At 67.9% G+C, this 16,628-nt stretch carries 16 protein-coding genes; 6 read left to right on the top strand and 10 right to left on the bottom strand.

Annotated features, from left to right (window positions below; translation table 11 throughout):
- Positions 1-35 precede the first annotated feature (35 nt).
- A complete protein-coding gene (locus tag EII34_RS01895; protein ID WP_124842300.1) occupies positions 36-1,688 on the bottom strand; it encodes an ABC transporter substrate-binding protein in 1,653 nt (550 codons plus the stop codon).
- Between the two features lie 146 nt (positions 1,689-1,834).
- Between EII34_RS01895 and EII34_RS01890 the strand changes: the two genes are divergently transcribed.
- The 6 genes from EII34_RS01890 to EII34_RS01865 all read left to right on the top strand — a co-directional run bounded on the left by EII34_RS01890 (position 1,835) and on the right by EII34_RS01865 (position 7,862).
- Complete coding sequence (locus EII34_RS01890; protein ID WP_124842297.1) at positions 1,835-2,572, top strand: FadR/GntR family transcriptional regulator; 738 nt, start codon at positions 1,835-1,837, stop codon at positions 2,570-2,572.
- Positions 2,573-2,624: 52 nt separating this feature from the next.
- Entirely contained in the window at positions 2,625-2,918 is a 294-nt protein-coding gene (gene gatC / locus EII34_RS01885; RefSeq protein WP_124842294.1) for an Asp-tRNA(Asn)/Glu-tRNA(Gln) amidotransferase subunit GatC, read from the top strand.
- 4 nt (positions 2,919-2,922) lie between these two features.
- Positions 2,923-4,431: an Asp-tRNA(Asn)/Glu-tRNA(Gln) amidotransferase subunit GatA gene (gene gatA, locus EII34_RS01880; protein WP_124842292.1), complete on the top strand. Its 1,509-nt coding sequence runs from the start codon at positions 2,923-2,925 to the stop codon at positions 4,429-4,431.
- Entirely contained in the window at positions 4,431-5,918 is a 1,488-nt protein-coding gene (gatB, locus tag EII34_RS01875) for an Asp-tRNA(Asn)/Glu-tRNA(Gln) amidotransferase subunit GatB (protein WP_124842289.1), read from the top strand. The genes gatA and gatB overlap by 1 nt, the downstream gene beginning before the upstream one ends.
- Positions 5,919-5,982: 64 nt before the next feature.
- Complete coding sequence (locus tag EII34_RS01870; protein WP_124842286.1) at positions 5,983-6,420, top strand: Fur family transcriptional regulator; 438 nt, start codon at positions 5,983-5,985, stop codon at positions 6,418-6,420.
- The gene (locus tag EII34_RS01865) at positions 6,417-7,862 is read left to right on the top strand and encodes a catalase (protein WP_124842283.1); all 1,446 of its coding nucleotides are present in this window, start codon (positions 6,417-6,419) and stop codon (positions 7,860-7,862) included. The genes EII34_RS01870 and EII34_RS01865 overlap by 4 nt, the downstream gene beginning before the upstream one ends.
- Positions 7,863-7,924: 62 nt before the next feature.
- Here EII34_RS01865 and EII34_RS01860 read toward each other — a convergent pair whose 3' ends face one another.
- The 9 genes from EII34_RS01860 to EII34_RS01820 all read right to left on the bottom strand — a co-directional run bounded on the left by EII34_RS01860 (position 7,925) and on the right by EII34_RS01820 (position 16,501).
- Positions 7,925-8,530, bottom strand: a complete 606-nt coding sequence (locus tag EII34_RS01860; protein WP_185711119.1) for a maleylpyruvate isomerase family mycothiol-dependent enzyme — start codon at positions 8,528-8,530, stop codon at positions 7,925-7,927.
- Positions 8,531-8,594: 64 nt separating this feature from the next.
- Entirely contained in the window at positions 8,595-9,140 is a 546-nt protein-coding gene (locus tag EII34_RS01855; RefSeq protein ID WP_124842276.1) for a hypothetical protein, read from the bottom strand.
- Entirely contained in the window at positions 9,137-9,718 is a 582-nt protein-coding gene (locus EII34_RS01850) for a MarR family winged helix-turn-helix transcriptional regulator (protein WP_124842273.1), read from the bottom strand. The genes EII34_RS01855 and EII34_RS01850 overlap by 4 nt, the downstream gene beginning before the upstream one ends.
- 15 nt (positions 9,719-9,733) lie before the next feature.
- A complete protein-coding gene (locus EII34_RS01845; protein WP_124842269.1) occupies positions 9,734-11,047 on the bottom strand; it encodes an alpha-L-fucosidase in 1,314 nt (437 codons plus the stop codon).
- On the bottom strand, positions 11,041-12,573 hold the full coding sequence (locus EII34_RS01840; RefSeq protein WP_124842265.1) for a M81 family metallopeptidase: 1,533 nt from the start codon (positions 12,571-12,573) through the stop codon (positions 11,041-11,043). The genes EII34_RS01845 and EII34_RS01840 overlap by 7 nt, the downstream gene beginning before the upstream one ends.
- On the bottom strand, positions 12,570-13,484 hold the full coding sequence (locus EII34_RS01835; RefSeq protein WP_124842262.1) for an ROK family protein: 915 nt from the start codon (positions 13,482-13,484) through the stop codon (positions 12,570-12,572). The genes EII34_RS01840 and EII34_RS01835 overlap by 4 nt, the downstream gene beginning before the upstream one ends.
- Entirely contained in the window at positions 13,484-14,344 is an 861-nt protein-coding gene (locus EII34_RS01830; RefSeq protein WP_124842259.1) for a carbohydrate ABC transporter permease, read from the bottom strand. Before EII34_RS01830 ends, EII34_RS01835 begins: the two co-directional genes overlap by 1 nt.
- Positions 14,334-15,233, bottom strand: coding sequence for a carbohydrate ABC transporter permease (locus tag EII34_RS01825; protein ID WP_124842256.1), 900 nt, complete (start codon positions 15,231-15,233; stop codon positions 14,334-14,336). Before EII34_RS01825 ends, EII34_RS01830 begins: the two co-directional genes overlap by 11 nt.
- Positions 15,230-16,501 (bottom strand): ABC transporter substrate-binding protein, encoded by a 1,272-nt coding sequence (locus EII34_RS01820; protein ID WP_124842253.1) that lies wholly within the window; start codon positions 16,499-16,501, stop codon positions 15,230-15,232. The genes EII34_RS01825 and EII34_RS01820 overlap by 4 nt, the downstream gene beginning before the upstream one ends.
- Between the last annotated feature and the right edge of the window lie 127 nt (positions 16,502-16,628).

The following is a 16,628-nucleotide window of genomic DNA, read 5'->3' as shown; positions in this document are numbered from 1 at the left end:
CGAGCGTTCCGAGCGCTGGACCCCCGTTGTTCACATCACTTGGAGCTGGAGACGTCGATGAAGGACAGACCCGTGATCGCGATCGGCTTGAAGTCCCCGAGGGTCTTCTCGTCGTAGGCGGTGGGCGTCTTGCGGTGGAACAGCGGGTACAGCGGGACGTTCTCGGCGACGACGTCGAAGATCTCGTGCCACTTGGCCTTCTGGGCGTCCCCGGTGGCGGCCCCGGCCTCCTCGAGCAGGGCCTGCACCTTGGCGTAGGACTCCTGGCCCTTCCAGTGCATCCGGGAGTCGGTCCAGGTGTCGCCGGCGTACCACCAGCGCAGCAGCAGGTCCGCGTCGTCACCGAAGACCGACGGGTCACCGGGGGCGACGACGATGTCGTAGGCCTCCGGCTGACCGTCGATGGTGGCGTAGACGTCCGAGGACTTCTTCTCCTCGTAGGTGACGCTCAACCCGACGGCCTCCAGGGACTCCTTGATGATCGGGCGGACGGCGGAGAACCAGCCGTGGTCCGAGCACAGCAGCCGGACCGAGGTCAGCCCGGTCTCGGCGAGCAGGGCCTTGGCCTTGTCCTGGTCCTGGGTGTAGACCGTCGCGGCCTCCTTGTAGGCCGGGTGCTCCTTCTGGACGAAGCAGGTGGCCGGGGTGGCGAGATCACTCATGCCGGTCTTGCAGATCTTCTCGATGTCGAGGGCGTAGAGCATCGCCTGGCGGTTCTTGACCTCGTTCATCGGGGCGGAGCCACAGTTGAACATCATGAACACCAGACCGAAGCCCTGCTCGGCGGCGACCTTCTTGGAGTTGCTGAGGGTGCTCAGATCGGTGGCGGGCACGGCGTCGATGGCCTGGACGGTGTCGGAGGAGATGGCGTTCACGCGGGTGGCGTTGTCCGGCAGGATCTCCCAGACCATGGTCTTGGCCAGTGCGGGACGGGCGCCGTTGTAGGCGTCGTTGCGTTCGAAGGTGATCTTCTTGGACGCGGCGCCGTTGTCGGTCATCTTCCAGGGGCCGGTGCCCACGGGGTTGAGGTCGAAGGCCTTCGGGTCGGCCTCGACGGCGGCCCTCGGGACGATCTTGACCACGGAGAGGCGCTCGGGGACCAGGGAGAAGGCGTACTTGGTCTTGACCTGGACGGTGGTCTCGTCCTTCCTGGTCACGGACTCGACGAACGGCAGGAAGGCGGCGTAGAGGGACTTGTTCTCGGGGTTGAGCACCCGCTCGAAGGAGAACACGACGTCATCGGTGGTGACCGGCTCGCCGTTGGTGAACACGGCGCCGTCGCGCAGGGCGACCTCCCAGGTGGTGTCGTCGACCTGCTTCGGGAGCTCCTTGCCGAGAGCGGCGTAGACCTCGCGGGTGTCGGGGTGGAGTTCGGTGAGGCCCTCCAGGGTGTGCCAGTTCGCGGCGACGGTGAGTGCGGCGGTGGTGGTCATCGGGTCGTACCCGTTGGTGCCGAGCTCGTAGGAGATACCGGCGGTGATGGTGCCGTCCGGGTTCGCGGCAACGGCGGGGGCCGAGCCGGATGCCGTGGCCGAGCCGTTGGTTGCCGGCTTGCCGCTCGCCCCACCGTCCTTCGGGGTGGTGCCGCACGCAGCCAGACCAGCCGCGATGCCCGCAGCCGCGGACGTGGCGCCAAGCAGCTTGACGAACGAGCGGCGTGAGAAGCTGTTCTCCTTGGGGAGATGCATCGTTGAACTCCTTCAATGTTCTGACGTCTGATGACTGACGATACGCCTATACTAAGCACAACATCATCGACGGATCAACGACCGGTTCGTCACGATTCGGTCACGGGACCAGAACTTGAATCACCCTTTCGGAGGACAGGCGGGCAATGGGCATGGAACGGCTCGACGGTGCGCGGCGCGGCGCGCGGGGCGGGAGAACCCTGGCACGGGAGACAGCGAGTCAGATCAAACAGTTCATCATCGCCAGCAGACTCCACCCCGGGGATCCACTGCCCAGCGAGGCGGAACTGTGCGAACGGCTCGGTGTGTCGCGCAGTTCGGTGCGCGAGGCCATCCGCACACTCAACACCCTGGAGATCGTCGAGGTGCAGCACGGTCGTGGCACCTTCGTCGGCCAGGCCTCGCTGCAGCCGCTGGTGGAGACCCTGGTGTTCCGGGCCGTCATGGTGCCGGGTGACGACTTCAAGGCGCTGCGCGAGGTGGTCGAGGTGCGCGAGAGCCTCGACCTGAGCGAGGCCGACCGGGTCTGCGCCCGTCTGAGGGGCACCCGGAACGCCGACCTGCACGACCTCGTCGACATCATGGTGGCCGCAGCCGAACGGGGCGAGTCCTTCGGCGAGGAGGACCGCGAGTTCCACACCCGGCTGCTCAAGCACACCGGGTTGGACATCATCGCCCAGCTGGTCGCGGCGTTCTGGGACGTCCACAGCGTGGTCCTGCCCCAGCTGTCGATCCCCGCGCCCGACGACATCGAACTCACCGCCAGGGCCCACGGTGACATGCTGTGCGCCGCGGAGGCCGGGGACTCCCAGGCCTACCGACGTGCCGTACGCGATCACTACGCCCCGCTCAGGCGGGTGCTCGAGAGGACCGATCACGGATAAGATCGGCCCTGGTCCGCGCCCGCGGGCCGGTGTGATCTGCCTGGAGGAAATCGTGGCCCTGACCGCTGAGGAGGTCGCACGGCTCGCCGCGCTGGCGCGACTCGACCTGACGGAAGCCGAATGCGCCGAGCTGGCCCCCGAGTTGGACGTGATCCTGGCCTCGGTCTCCCGGGTCGGCCGGGTGGCAGGATCGGACGTGCCCCTGATGACCCATGCGTTGCCCCTGGTCAACGTGATGCGCGAGGACGAGGTGCGGCCGAGCCTGCCCGCCACGGCCGTGCTCGCCGGGGCCCCGGATGTCGAGGAGGGATGCTTCCGCGTCCCTCGGATCCTGAGTGAGGACTGAGGCCATGACCACGCCACTGACCCGCCCCGCGCACGTCCAGGCCGAGCTGCTGGCCACCGGTGAGATCTCCGCCGTGGAGCTGACCCGCGCCCACCTCGAACAGATCGAGGCCCTCAACCCGACCCTGAACGTCTTCCTCCACGTCGACGCCGACGGCGCACTCGAGGCGGCTGCCGCTTCGGACGGGCGTCGTCGGGCCGGACAGCCCCGTTCGCCGCTGGACGGCGTTCCTGTGGCGGTCAAGGACAACTTCTGCACCGTCGGGATGCCGACGACCTGCGGGTCGCGGATGCTCGAGGGGTGGGTGCCGCCCTACGACGCCACCGTCGTGACCCGCCTGAGGCAGGCCGGCCTGGTCATCCTCGGCAAGACCAACATGGATGAGTTCGCGATGGGCTCCTCCACCGAGACCTCGGCCTTCGGGCCCACCCGCAACCCATGGGACGTCGAGCGCATTCCCGGGGGGTCGGGGGGTGGCTCGGCCGCCGCCGTCGCGGGATGTCTGGCTCCGTTGGCCCTCGGCTCCGACACCGGGGGATCCATCCGGCAACCCGGGGCGGTGACCGGCACCGTCGGGGTCAAGCCGACCTATGGTGGCGTCTCACGCTACGGGGTCGTCGCGATGGCCTCCTCGCTCGACCAACCGGGACCGGTGACCCGCACCGTCCTGGACGCGGCCCTGCTGCACGAGGCGATGGGTGGGCACGACCCGATGGACTCCACCTCCATCGCCCAGCCGCTGCCGATGCTGGCCGAGGCGGCGCGGCGACACGATGTCAGTGGTCTTCGGGTCGGTGTGGTCAAGGAGTTCGGCGGGGAGGGGTACGACCCTGATGTGGAGGCACGGTTCGCCGAGGCTGTGACCTGGCTGCGTGAGGGGGGCGCCGAGGTGGTCGAGGTCTCGTGTCCGAGTTTCGAGTACGCCCTGGCCGCCTACTACCTCATCATGCCGGCCGAGCTGTCCTCCAACCTGGCCCGGTTCGACGCGGTTCGATTCGGACTGAGACTCGGCGATGACGGGGACAACGACATGGAGACCGTCACCTCGGTCACCCGTGGTCAGGGTTTCGGTCGGGAGGCCAAGCGTCGTCTCATCATCGGCACCTACGCGCTCTCCAGCGGCTACCACGACCAGTTCTACGGCTCCGCACAGAAGGTCCGCACCCTGGTGGCGCAGGACTTCGAGGAGGCCTTCGTCAGGTGTGACGTGCTCGTCTCCCCGACCACGCCGAGTGTGGCGTTCCGGCTGGGGGAGCGGATGAGCGATCCGATGGCGATGTACAAGGCGGACCTGTGCACGATCCCCTCCAACCTGGCGGGCAACGCCTCGGCCAGTTTCCCCGTCGGCCTGAGTGAGGCGGGGCTCCCGGTCGGACTGCAGGTCATCGCGCCCCCGCTGGCCGATGACCGCCTCTACCGTGTCGGAGGTTTCCTCGAGGCACACCTCGAACAGCTCGGTGGTCCGCTCCTGGCGCAGGCCGCCCCCCTTCCCGGTTCCAAGGCGGTGTGGTGATGACTGAACTCATGGACTACGACGACGTGCTGGCGAGCTTCGAGCCGGCCCTGGGGCTGGAGGTCCACGTCGAGCTCAACACGCGTTCGAAGATGTTCTGTGGCTGCTCCACGGCCTTCGGGGCAGAGCCGAACACCCAGACCTGTCCGGTGTGCCTCGGGCTTCCCGGGGCACTGCCGGTGGTCAACCGGAAGGCTGTGGAGTCCGCCATCCGGATCGGGCTGGCACTCGGTTGCCGGATCGCCCCGTGGGGGAGGTTCGCCCGGAAGAACTACTTCTACCCGGACATGACCAAGAACTTCCAGACCTCCCAGTACGACGAGCCGATCGCCTTCGACGGTCGGGTCGAGCTCGAGGTCGACGGCGAGATCTTCGTCATCGAGATCGAACGGGCGCACATGGAGGAGGACGCGGGGAAGCTGACCCACGTCGGTGCCACCGGCCGTATCCACGGGGCCGACTACTCGGTGATCGACTACAACCGGGCCGGCACGCCCCTGATCGAGATCGTCACCAGGCCCATCGTCGGGACCGGGGCGAAGGCCCCCCGGGTGGCGCGTGCCTACGTCGCGCACCTCCGTGACCTGATGCGGGCCCTCGGGGTCTCCGATGTCCGGATGGAGCAGGGGAGTCTGCGCTGTGACGCCAACGTCTCCCTGGCCCCCAGGGGAGCCACGGGACTCGGGACCCGTACGGAGACCAAGAACGTCAACTCACTGCGTTCCATCGAGCGGGCCGTGACCTTCGAGATGAGACGCCAGGCAGCGATCCTCGCGGCAGGCGGCGTGGTCACCCAGGAGACCCGGCACTTCCATGAGGCGGATGGTTCCACCAGCGCGGGTCGCTCCAAGGAGGAGGCGCAGGACTACCGCTACTTCGCAGAGCCGGACCTGGTGCCGGTCGCCCCCGCGGCCGAGTGGGTCGAGCAGTTGCGCAGCACCCTTCCCGAGCCGCCGGCCCAGCGTCGGAGGAGGCTGGCGGCGCAGTGGGAGGTCGACGAGCGGACCATGGCGGCGATCGTCGCCGCGGGCGCCCTCGACCTGATCGAGGCCACGATCGCCGCCGGGGCCTCCCCACAGGCGGCTCGCAAGTGGTGGCTCTCCGAGCTGGCCCGACGGGCCAACGAGGCCGGGGTCGAGCTCGAGGAGCTCGGGGTGTCGCCGTCGGACGTCGCGGTGACCCAGGCCCTCGTCGACGCCGGGGAGCTCACCGACAAGCTGGCGCGCTCGGTCTTCGACGGTGTCATCGCCGGGGAGGGAAGCCCTGCAGAGGTGGTCGCGGCGCGCGGTCTCACGGTGGTCTCCGACGACGCCTCACTGGGGGCGGCCGTCGACGAGGTCATCGCGGCCAACCCGGATGTCGCGCAGAAGGTCCGTGACGGGAAGGTGCAGGCAGTGGGGGCCCTCATCGGTCAGGTGATGAAGGCGATGCGTGGTCAGGCGGATGCTGCCCGCGTGCGGGAGCTGTTGCTCAGCAGGCTGAGCTGAGCCTACCCGAACCTTGGGTCAATCGTTTTTTGGAATCCTTCCAGAAATGAGTTAGGGTGACACCATGTCCTCAACCTCCTCGGATCACAGCGCCGCGTTGCGGTCGGCTGGCCTCAGGGTCACCTCCGCGCGTCTCGCGGTCCTCGAGGCCCTGGAGACCCACCCCCACGCCACGATCGAACTGACCCGTGAACTGGCCATCAGGAAGATCGGTTCCCTGTCGGTCCAGGCCACGTACGACGTGCTCGCAGCCCTCTGCGAGGTGGGCCTCATCCGTCGCGTCGAGCCGGCCGGTTCGGTCGCCCGGTTCGAACTCGCGACGGGGGACAACCACCATCACCTGAAGTGCCGCCGCTGCGGGGACCTTCGGGACGTCGCCTGCCACAAGGGCGTCGCCCCGTGCCTCGAGCCGACGGATGCCCAGGGATTCAGGGTGGATGAGGCTGAGGTCATCTACTGGGGCACCTGCCCCGCCTGCCTCACTGCGGAAGGAACGGCATGAACACCAACGACACCCCGTCCACCCATCTCAACGGATCCCCGGTCCAGAGTGACTCCCACTCCCTGACCGTCGGCCCCAACGGCCCCATCGTCCTGCACGACGTCCATCTGGTCGAGCAGCTCGCCCACTTCAACCGTGAGCGGGTCCCGGAGCGCAGCCCCCACGCCAAGGGCGCCGGGGCCTTCGGCACCTTCACCGTCACCGGTGACGTGACCGCCTACACCAAGGCAGCCGTGTTCCAGCCCGGTGCCACGAGCCGCTCCCTGCTCCGGTTCTCCACCGTCGCCGGGGAGCAGGGCTCCCCTGACACCTGGCGTGACGTCCGTGGTTTCTCGGTGCGGTTCTACAGCACCGAGGGCAACCTCGACATCGTCGGCAACAACACCCCTGTGTTCTTCCTGCGCGACCCCATGAAGTTCCCGCACTTCATCCGCTCCCAGAAGCGCATGCCCGCCTCCGGGCTGCGTGACGCCGAGATGCAGTGGGACTTCTGGACCCTGTCCCCGGAGAGCGCCCACCAGGTGGCCTACCTCATGGGCGATCGCGGCCTGCCCCGCACCTGGCGTCACATGAACGGCTATGGTTCCCACACCTACATGTGGGTCAACGAGGCCGGGGAGAAGTTCTGGGTCAAGTACCACTTCCTCAGCGACCAGGGGGTGGAGAACATGACGGGGGCGGAGGCGACGCAGATGGCGGGCGAGGACGCCGAGTTCCACCGTCGTGACCTGTTCGACTCCATCGCGAAGGGGGAGTTCCCGAGCTGGACCCTCCACGTCCAGGTGATGCCCTACGCCGAGGCGGAGAAGTACCGCTTCAACCCGTTCGATCTCACCAAGATCTGGTCGCTGAAGGACTACCCACGCATCGAGGTCGGCCGCCTGGAGCTCAACGAGAACCCGACCAACTTCTTCGCCGAGATCGAGCAGGCCGCCTTCAGCCCGTCCAACATGGTGCCCGGAACCGGTGTCTCGCCCGACAAGATGCTGCTGGCCCGGGTCTTCGCCTACCCGGATGCACAGCGCGCCCGGATCGGGACCAACTTCCACCAGCTGCCGGTGAACCAGCCGGTGTGCCCGGTCAACAACTACGCCTCGCAGGGCAACATGGAGTACGTCCACACCGGGGCGTCCCCGGTGTACGCGCCGAACTCCTTCGGCCGTCCCTACGCCGAGGCCCAGGGGCCGGCGGACAACGGCTGGGAGGCCGACGGTGCCCTGATGCGTGCGGCCTACACCCTCCACGCCGAGGACGACGACTTCGGACAGGCCCACACCCTGGTGCGTGAGGTGTACGACGACGCCCAGCGCGAGCGCCTCGTGGACACCGTCGTCGGGTCGTTGGCAGGTGTGAACGAGCCGGTTCTCGGCCGGGTCTTCCAGTACTGGAAGAACATCGACGCCGAGGTCGGGGCAGCCATCGAGGCCAAGGTCAAGGGCTGATCCCGTCAGACCCGACAGCGGGGGCGACCACAGGGTCGCCCCCGCTGTGGCACGTCCACGGGTCAGAGGCTGCCGATGGCCTCCACCAGGGCCTTCGCGGCCTCCGGCTCTGCGGTGACGGTGACGTTCGCCCTCCGACCGCTGAGGAACAGCAGGAGTTCCGAGGGGTGTCCGTGGAGATTGACGGGACGGTCTCCCTGTCCGATACCGATCGGCCGTCCCCCGATGGGCGAGATCCGAAGTCTGCCTCCCCAGGCGTGCTGGGCCTTGAGGGCCAGCACGCGGGCCGTGCGCCACAGCTCGGCCTGTTCGGTGGCACTCATCACCTGGTGCCGGCCATTGGCGCGCAGCACGTCCTCGTGGTGGATGAAGAACTCCACCGCATTGACGATGTGGTCGAGGGGGAGCATCACCCAGCCGGGGCGCCTGAGGTCGGTGACCAGCGAGTTGAAGCCGCGGGTGCGCAGCGCCTCGTCCTGGATGCGCTGGGTACGACGGGCGAAACGGGCCACACCGATGCCCGGCAGTGCCGAGGGTCGGTGTTCGCGCACCCACATGTGCGCAGCCAGGTCAGCGACGTCCCACCCCAGGCACCGGGTGGGGGCGGTCGGACCCAACTCGGCCATGAGGTCACAGAGGGCGGCGCGCTGACGCTTGGCGAGGCTCATGCGCTCCAGCCTAGATGCTCGGGTCCGTCGTGGACCTCCCGGTCCCGTCGTCCTGCTGGTGGGCTCAGGCCTTGTCATGCTCATCGGTGTGCCTCCTCGTCAGGACGCGGTGCCGCACCGCGTCCAGGATCACGGCCGCTGCCCCCAGCATGCCGAACGAGACCAGGACGTTCTTGGCGAGACTGATGCCGCCCCCGACGCGGAGAAGTGCGGATCCGTCAAGCCCCGGACCGCCGGCCAGCAGGGTCCAGACGGCCCAGTTCTCCATCAGGTCAGCCCCCGCGCCGAGCAGGATGACCGCCTGCACGACGAGGGAGGGTCGACGGTGAGGGCTGCGGCTCCAGCGGACCCACAGGACCAAGGTGGCGGCGACCAGGACCGGGTGGAGGAGGTCCAGCAGGGCCAGCCTCCGGTAGGCGGCCCTGCCCTCCTGGCCGCAGGTGCGGGCGAGTTCCAGGGCCTCCTCCCGGCTCCAGAAGGGGCGGGTGTCGAGGGGAGGGGCGCCACAGGCCGCGGTGACCTCCGGGAGGGCCAGGAGGAAGACGAGGGCGGCCGTGAGACCGCAGCACACGGTCACGATGATGAGCAGGACGCGGGGCGGCGGGGTCATCGAACATCCTCGTCGGATGCGTGGCCGCGACGGTGGATCAGCCACTGTGTGAACCGGCGCAGTTCCTCGCGTTCGGCCGCGGTGAGCTCTTCGGACTCGGCCGCACAGGCGTCCTGAGGTTCGCGCTGGGGCAGTCCGAGGTCGAGACGCAGGGCGTGCTCGAGATCGTTGAGCCCGTCGCGGATCTGCTCCGGTTGGACGGGGGTTGTACGGAGCAGGGCCAGGTAGGCCTCACGGAATCGTTCCATCGCCTCTCCCAGCACCTGCAGCCCGGTCCGTGTGAGGCGCCACAGCCGGGAACGCCGATCGTGCGGGTTCGTGACCTGTTCCAGGATCCCCCGTCCGGCCAGCCGGTTCCCCATGCTGGCGATGGTGGAGGCGGCGGTCCCGGTGAGTTCGCAGATCTGCGAGGTCGACGCATCGCCGCGCAGCGCCAAGGCGGCGCACAGGCCCAGCTCGTCAGGGCTGAGCGGGCATTCACCCAGCCGAGTGGTCATCCATCTGGAAACCACCTGGTTGAGGAACCAGGCCTCCAGCAGGAGGGAGGATCCCGAGAGTTCATCACGATATCGTTGCACAATGTAACGATATCGTCATTGATCCAGTCGTGCCACCGCCACCGCGGTCCGTCGCAACGGCTCCGGGATCACCACCTCGCCGTCGTGGACCGGGACCTGCCCTCCTCCCAGCCAGCTCACGCTCGGCGCCCTCCTCAGTTCTGCCGGGAGACGGAGCACCCCAGACTGCGGGTCCAGCACATGGGCGAAGACCTGACCACCGACCACGGTGTGGCGTACCGGGCCCTCCCCGGAACGCAGCCACGGCCGGGAACCGAAGACCGCCTCGCCGTTGACCGACAACCACTGACCCAGACCATCCAGGGCCAGCTGCTGCAGTTCGGGTACCGAGCCATCGGCCCGGGGACCGACGTTGATGAGCAGGTTGCCGTTGTTCGCCACCACGTCCACGAGGTACCGGATCAGATCAGCCGCATCGAGGCAATGCGACTCGTCCTCGGCCGAGTTGTACCCGAACGACCTCCCGAGACCTCGGGTGGACTCCCACACCACGGGTTGGATCCCCGTCACATCGGTGTACTCGCGGGTCAGGTGGCCATGGGCAGGGACCCCCCAGCGGTCATTGACCACACCGTCGGGCACCGCCGACAGGTAACGTCGCCACAGTGCGGCGACCCCGAAGTCGTCGTCGCCCTTCCCGGCATCCGGCCATTCGATGTCGTTCCACAGCACCGACGGGGCGAACCGATCGATGAGCTCCTCCAGCTGGGCGGCGGCGTAACGGGCGAACTCCTCGTCGTTGCGCCGGAGGGTGAACAGGTCACGGTCCGAGCGGATCGGGGGAAGGTCACTGACGTGCCAGTCCAGGGCCCCGGAGAAGTACACCCCGAATCGGGCTCCGGCGGCACGGGTGGCCTCCGCCAGCTCCCTCACGAGATCACGACCGGGTCCCCGCCTGACGGCGTTGAACCCCGTCGTGGCCGTGTCCCACAGGCAGAAACCGTCGTGGTGCTTGGTCACCGGCACCACGTAGCGTGCCCCGCTGCGCAGCACGGCCTGCACCAGGCGGGAGGCATCGAAATCGGTCAGCGCCCACTGGTCGGCCAGATCCTCATACGTGGTTCCGGTGCCGTAGCGGCTCACGTGGTGGCTCCGGGTGGGGGAGCCGGGGATCCGCACGGTGTTGGCGTACCACTCCGCGTACTGGTGGTGGGCGTAGGCATCCTCCACGGGAACGTGGCCGTCGTGGGGCCGTGCCCAGGCCGGAACCGAGAAGACACCCCAGTGGATGAACACGCCGAGCTTTGCGTCGCGGTACCACTCGGGCACGCTGACATCAGGGTAGGAGACCCCGAGATCCGGGCCGGTCCGTTCCTCGAAGTTCAGCACGTGGGCTCCCTCCTGCTGATCACGGGTGTGAGATCCGGTACGGGACTCGTGGTGTCGAAGGGCCAGGTCCCCGGTTTCAGGTTGCGGTGCCCCAGCCGGATCAGGTCCTGGTCGACCCCACCCGGGGTCAGCGCCAGGGTCCATCCGGCCGCCAGGGCGAACAGCTCCGGTTCGAGGTAGCCGATCTTGACCACCACGACGTCCGCCTCACCCGGCTCCAGGCCGAGCTGCTGGAAATCGGCGAGGTGGTGGAATGGTTTGCGCCGCTCGGTGATGACGACGTGGAGTCCACCGGAGCGCACCACGGCCTGCCGACCTGCGACCGGGTCCCCCTCGGTCAGGGAGAAGACCACTCCCGTCATCTCGGCGGGTGGGGCGACCGCATCGATGTTTCCCCCGATCCTCAGTGACACCCGGGCCCCGATGCCGGCATCGAAGCAGCGTGCCACGGCCGTCGGGTCGAAGGTCGAGGCATGGATCACGGTGAGGCCGGGGTCCAACAGGCGCGGATCGGCCAGCAGCTCCCGAACGGTCCACGAGACGTCCCCGGCCCCACCCGCGGTGGGATTGTCCCCGGAGTCCGAGATGACGTGGGGACGAGGGGAGCCGTCCGCCAGGGCGGTGTCCAGGGCCCCGGCCAGGGTGTCGGTGGGGCCGACGAAACTGAACTCGTCACGCGCAGCCCACCAGGCCTCGGCCAGTTCCCGGGCCCCCGAGGACACAGTGGTGGGGTCGTCACCCGTGACGACGACCGCGGCCTGGCAACGTGGCTCATCGGCCCAGGCGTAGCCCACCCACAAGGCGGCATCGCACACCCCGTCGCGGTCAGCCACCCGTGCCACCCGGTCGTAGATGCCGGCAGCCGGTTCGACCCGGGTACTGGTCTTCTCCCCGGGCAGCAGGAGCGGGATCGGCACGAAGGCCTTCCAGGGGCGACCGGTCCCCGCGCGAAGCCGCAGCAGCAGGTTGTGGGCGGCCCGTTCCTTGGTGTTCAACCAGTCCTCGTGGGGGGCCATCCGGTAGCAGGTGATGAGATCGACCTGCTCCACCAGTGCGGCCGAGACATTGCCGTGCAGGTCCTGGGTGCAGGAGATCAGGGGCTCGGGGCCGATCACCTCGCGCAGGGCCGTGGTGAGGTCGGCCTCGGCGTCGGTCATGCCGACCACGCTCATCGCGCCGTGCAGGTCCAGCAGGAAACCGTCGAAGGGGCCCAGGGTGTCGGCCAGCTCCAGGATCCGCGCCTTCATCCGTTGGTAGGTCCCCGGAGCCACAGGGCCGCCGGGAAGGGCACGCCCGTGATGCAGTGGAACCCATTCGGCAGCCTCCCGGAGGTCACGGCCGGGATCGAGGAAGGGGTAGTAGGAGAGCAGATCGTCCCCCTCACGCACGGTGAAGGCCTCGTCATCACTGAGGTGGGGGGAGAAGGTGCTGGCCTCGATGGAGATGCCGGCGATCCCGATGCGTGGCCGGGACAGGCCACCGGTGACGGGAGGCAGGGGTGGGCACCAGATGTCAGCAGCAGTCATGTCTTCCTCACGATGGTGTCGATACGGGTGGATTGTGCCAGGGCGGCGGCTCCCAGGGCGGTGCTGGACAAGGAGGCCCGGTGCACCCGGGGGATCGGGACCGTGACGGGAGGCGCTGCCGTCAGGCTGGCGATCAGCGGTGGCTCCAGGAGGTCCCAGGCGGCGCTGACCCCGCCGCCCACGACGACATCGGTGAGATCCAGCAGGGTGGTGGCGACGACGACCGCCTGGGCCAGGGCCTCCGCGGCCCGGGTGAACACGTCACCTGCAGCGGCGTCACCGCTGCGGGCCAGCTCCGCGACCTCTCGGCCACCGAGGCCGTCGACGCCGGTCAGTTCTGCGTAACGCAGTCCCAACGAACGCCCGGAGGCCAGGGTCTCCAGATGACCGATGCCGCCGCAGGTGCAGACCAGCTGGGAGTAACCGGGGGTGTGCCCGATCTCCCCGGCGCTGCCCCGAGGGCCACCCCTGAGCTGACCGTCGAGGAGGAACGCCCCACCGACCCCGGTGCCCAGCATGATGGCCAGGGCATCACGAGCACCACGCAGCACCCCCCACCGCACCTCGCCACCGAGGAAGGCGTTGACGTCGTTGACCAGCCGTACCGGGCGTCCCAGACGTTCGGACAGGGCATTGCCGGGGTATCGTCCTGCCCAGTCCGGGAAGGTCCCGGACGCGGCCAGCACCTTCCCGCTCCCCGGGTCGATCACCCCGGCGACACCGACCCCGACGGCCCGGGCGTGCAGGCCTGAGGAGAGTTCCAACTCACCCAACAGCCTCGCAGCACCGTCGAGGAGGGCCGGGCCACCGCGACCGGAGGTGATGGTCCGTGACGCCAGCACGGTCCCGTCGGCATCGGTGAGCACCGCAGTGGTCTTGGTGCCACCGATGTCGATGCCCGCGGTGACCATCAGCGACCCCCCAGTCCCGCCATCGCGATGCCCCGGACCAGATGCTTCTGCAGAGCGATGACCAGGATGGTGGTCGGCAGCATCGAGATCACGGCAGCGGCCATCTGCAGGTCCCAGCGGGTGCCCTGCTGGGTGGAGAAGGAGGCCAGGCCGATGGGCAGGGTCCCCATCGTCGAGTAGTCGACGGTGACGATCAGGGGCCACAGGTAGGAGTTCCAGAACCCGAGGAAGGTGAACACCGCCAGTACCGCGAGTGCGGAACGGGACAGGGGCAGGATGATGCCCCAGTAGATGCGGATGGCACCGGCGCCGTCCACCCGGGCCGCCTCATCGAGTTCATAGGGGATGCCTCGGTAGAACTGCCGCAGCAGGAACGTGCCGAAGGCGCTGAAGGCGAACGGGATGATGAGCGCCTGGTAGGAGTTGACCCAGCCGAACCAGCCCATGAGGGTGTAGAGCGGGATCACGACCACCTCGGCGGGCACCATGAGTGTGGCGAGGAACAGGATGAAGACCACGTCCCGGCCCCGCCACCGCAGCCGGGCGAACGCGAAGGCGGCCGTGGAGGAGACGAACAGCACCAGCAGGGTTCCGGTCACGGACACGAACAGGGAGTTCGAGATGTAGGTGACGAACGGACCGTAGGTGAAGACCTCGAGGAAGTTCGTCCACTTCAGCTGGGAGCCGACCAGGCGGGGCGGGGAGGCGAAGATCTCGTTGTTCGGTTTCATCGCCGAGAACACCGCGTAGATCAGCGGCGAGGCGAACAGCAGGGCGGCCAGGTAGATCGTCAGGTGGGCCAGGACCAGGCGGACCCGGTGGGGGCGGCCCGTCCTCGGACCAAGGGCGTCAGTGTTCATAGTGCACCCACCTCTTCTGCACCCGGAACTGCAACGCGGTCAGGACGATGATGATCGCGAACAGGATCCATGCGGCTGCTGCGGCCAGTCCGAGATCCTGGAAACGGAATCCCTGGTTGTAGATGAACTGGACGATGGGCTGGGTGGCATTGCCGGGACCACCCCCGGTCAGCAGCTGGGGCTGGGCGAAGACCTGGAGGGAGCCGATCATCGTCATGACGGTCGCGAAGAACAGCGCAGGGGAGATCATGGGCAGGGTCACCTGGAAGAACAGCCGGGCGCCTGTGGCCCCGTCGATCCGAGCGGCCTCGATCACGGTCTCCGGCAGCTGCTCCAGCACGGCGGAGAAGATCAGCATGTTGTAGCCCATGCCCTGCCACACCGACATCACCACCACCATCGTCATCGCCCAGTGGGGGTCGGCCAGGAAGTTCGGCAGACCGAGGCCGAACCAGGCCTGACTGGCTCCGTTGAGGGCACCCTGGGGCTGCAGCAGCATCTTCCACACCAGGATGTTGGCCACCATCGGGGTGACCACCGGGATGAAGAACAGCACCCGCAGTGCGCCTCGCCCCCGGATGCGGGAGCTGAGCGCCACCGCCAACCCCAGGGACAGGGTGATGTTGATGGGGACGTAGGCGATGGCGAAGACGAAGGTGTTGCGCAGCGCAGGCCAGAAGTCGGGACTGGCCGTGAACAGCTTCAGGTAGTTCCTGAGGCCGGTGAAGGTTCTCGTCCCGAACGTCGGCCAGTCGAACAGACTCATCACGATGGACAGGCCGACGGGGAAGAGGATGAACAGACCGAGGCCCACCAGGGCCGGGCTGATGAAGCCCAGGGCCTGGCGTTCCTCGGCTCGGCGCAGTGCGCCAGCGGTCGTCCTGGTCACTGCTGGAACTGCTGCTGTGCGCTCTGGAGCACGTCGGACATCGGCTTGGCGCCGGTGTAGACGCTCACCAGCTCGGGCTGGATGTAGGCGTTGACCTTCGACCAGTTGGGGGAGACGTGCTGACCCTCGACGTGGGTGAAGGCGGCCTCGTAGGCACTCTTGACCCGCTCACGGTACTGCTCGTCGATGGAGGTGAAGTACAGCGGCTGGGACTCGGTGCGTGCCGGGTAGGAACGGCCGGAACTGGCGATGTGGTCCTGGGCCTCCTTGCTCAGCAGCGCCCCCATCACCTTGAGTGCGGCCTCCTTGTTCTGGCAGGTCTTGGCCACGCCGTAGCCGGAACCGAGGACCAGTCCGAGTGAGTTGCCGCTGGGTCCTTTCGGCAGGTTGACCATGCCGACCTCGAACCCGGCGTCGTTGCCGAGGTAACTGACGGCGTTCCAGGTGCCGTCCACGGCCATGGCCGCGTTGCCGTTGCTGTACTGTTCCTCGCCCCATCCGGCATCGGAGGCGGAGGCCACCGGCAGGGCGACCTCTTGGTCGGTCACCAGTCCGGCGTACCAGGTGGCGGCCTCGACGAAGGTCGGGTTGGCGATGTCGAGTCGGCCCTCTGCGGTGACGGGCTGCATCCCGGCCCGGGCGATGGGCAGGGCCTGCCACTGGAAATCTCCCATGCCGACGGCGAAGCCCTGTTTGTCACCGCTGGTGGCCGCCTTCGCGGTGGCCTCGAAGTCGGCGAAGGTCCAGCCGTTCCTCGGCTCGGGGGCTCCCGTGGCCTTGATCATGTCGATGTTGTAGTAGACCAGCATGGTGGCCATGTCGAAGGGCACCCCGTACATCGTTCCCGAGTCGCTGAGGATCTCGGTCGCTCCCGGCGCGAGGTCGGAGGCGCTGAGGCCTGCCGTGGTGAGATCGGCCTCGGTCAGTTCGACGAAGCCCTCCTTGAAGTCGCTGAGCTTGCCGGAGTTCATGCCTGTGACGCAGGCCATGTTCCCGGTTCCCATGTTGGTGGTGAGTTTGGTGAAGAAGTCGCCCCATGGTGCGGTGCGCAGTTCGATCTCGATGTCGGGCAGCGCGGTCTGGGCGATCTCGACCTGCTGCTTGATGGCGGCGATGTCCTTGTCCCCGCCGGCCCACATGTCGACGATGACCTTGGGCCGACCGTCTGAACCGGTCTCGGCCCCGCCTCCCTTGTTGCCGCCGCAACCGGTGAGTGCGAGTGCGGTGACGGCGGTCAGCGCGATGACCTGGCGGAAGTTGACCTTCATTGATCCTCCTTCTGCTTAATTCGTCTTCGAATTAAGTTTGTGCCCTTACTGGCACAACTGAGAGTAGGGGGCGACGGTGCGGACGCGCAAGCCGCAGGGGCAACCGTTGCAGAACCGTGACCCTTCC

Origin of the sequence: Arachnia propionica (genome assembly GCF_003859805.1) — a bacterium.
GTDB lineage: Bacteria > Actinomycetota > Actinomycetes > Propionibacteriales > Propionibacteriaceae > Arachnia > Arachnia propionica_C.
Note: the sequence above shows the minus strand (reverse complement) of the source record. Positions and strands in the feature narration are given on the sequence as shown.

What these genes read in the sequence shown, in the direction of transcription:
- EII34_RS01890 (WP_124842297.1), top strand. Translation starts at nt 1,835, where the DNA reads ATGGGCATGGAACGGCTCGACGGTGCGCGGCGCGGCGCGCGGGGCGGG.
- EII34_RS01830 (WP_124842259.1), bottom strand. Translation starts at nt 14,344, where the DNA reads ATGAACACTGACGCCCTTGGTCCGAGGACGGGCCGCCCCCACCGGGTC.
- gatB (WP_124842289.1), top strand. Translation starts at nt 4,431, where the DNA reads ATGACTGAACTCATGGACTACGACGACGTGCTGGCGAGCTTCGAGCCG.
- EII34_RS01820 (WP_124842253.1), bottom strand. Translation starts at nt 16,501, where the DNA reads ATGAAGGTCAACTTCCGCCAGGTCATCGCGCTGACCGCCGTCACCGCA.
- EII34_RS01860 (WP_185711119.1), bottom strand. Translation starts at nt 8,530, where the DNA reads ATGAGCCTCGCCAAGCGTCAGCGCGCCGCCCTCTGTGACCTCATGGCC.
- EII34_RS01855 (WP_124842276.1), bottom strand. Translation starts at nt 9,140, where the DNA reads ATGACCCCGCCGCCCCGCGTCCTGCTCATCATCGTGACCGTGTGCTGC.
- EII34_RS01895 (WP_124842300.1), bottom strand. Translation starts at nt 1,688, where the DNA reads ATGCATCTCCCCAAGGAGAACAGCTTCTCACGCCGCTCGTTCGTCAAG.
- EII34_RS01840 (WP_124842265.1), bottom strand. Translation starts at nt 12,573, where the DNA reads ATGACTGCTGCTGACATCTGGTGCCCACCCCTGCCTCCCGTCACCGGT.
- EII34_RS01865 (WP_124842283.1), top strand. Translation starts at nt 6,417, where the DNA reads ATGAACACCAACGACACCCCGTCCACCCATCTCAACGGATCCCCGGTC.
- EII34_RS01870 (WP_124842286.1), top strand. Translation starts at nt 5,983, where the DNA reads ATGTCCTCAACCTCCTCGGATCACAGCGCCGCGTTGCGGTCGGCTGGC.
- gatA (WP_124842292.1), top strand. Translation starts at nt 2,923, where the DNA reads ATGACCACGCCACTGACCCGCCCCGCGCACGTCCAGGCCGAGCTGCTG.
- EII34_RS01835 (WP_124842262.1), bottom strand. Translation starts at nt 13,484, where the DNA reads ATGGTCACCGCGGGCATCGACATCGGTGGCACCAAGACCACTGCGGTG.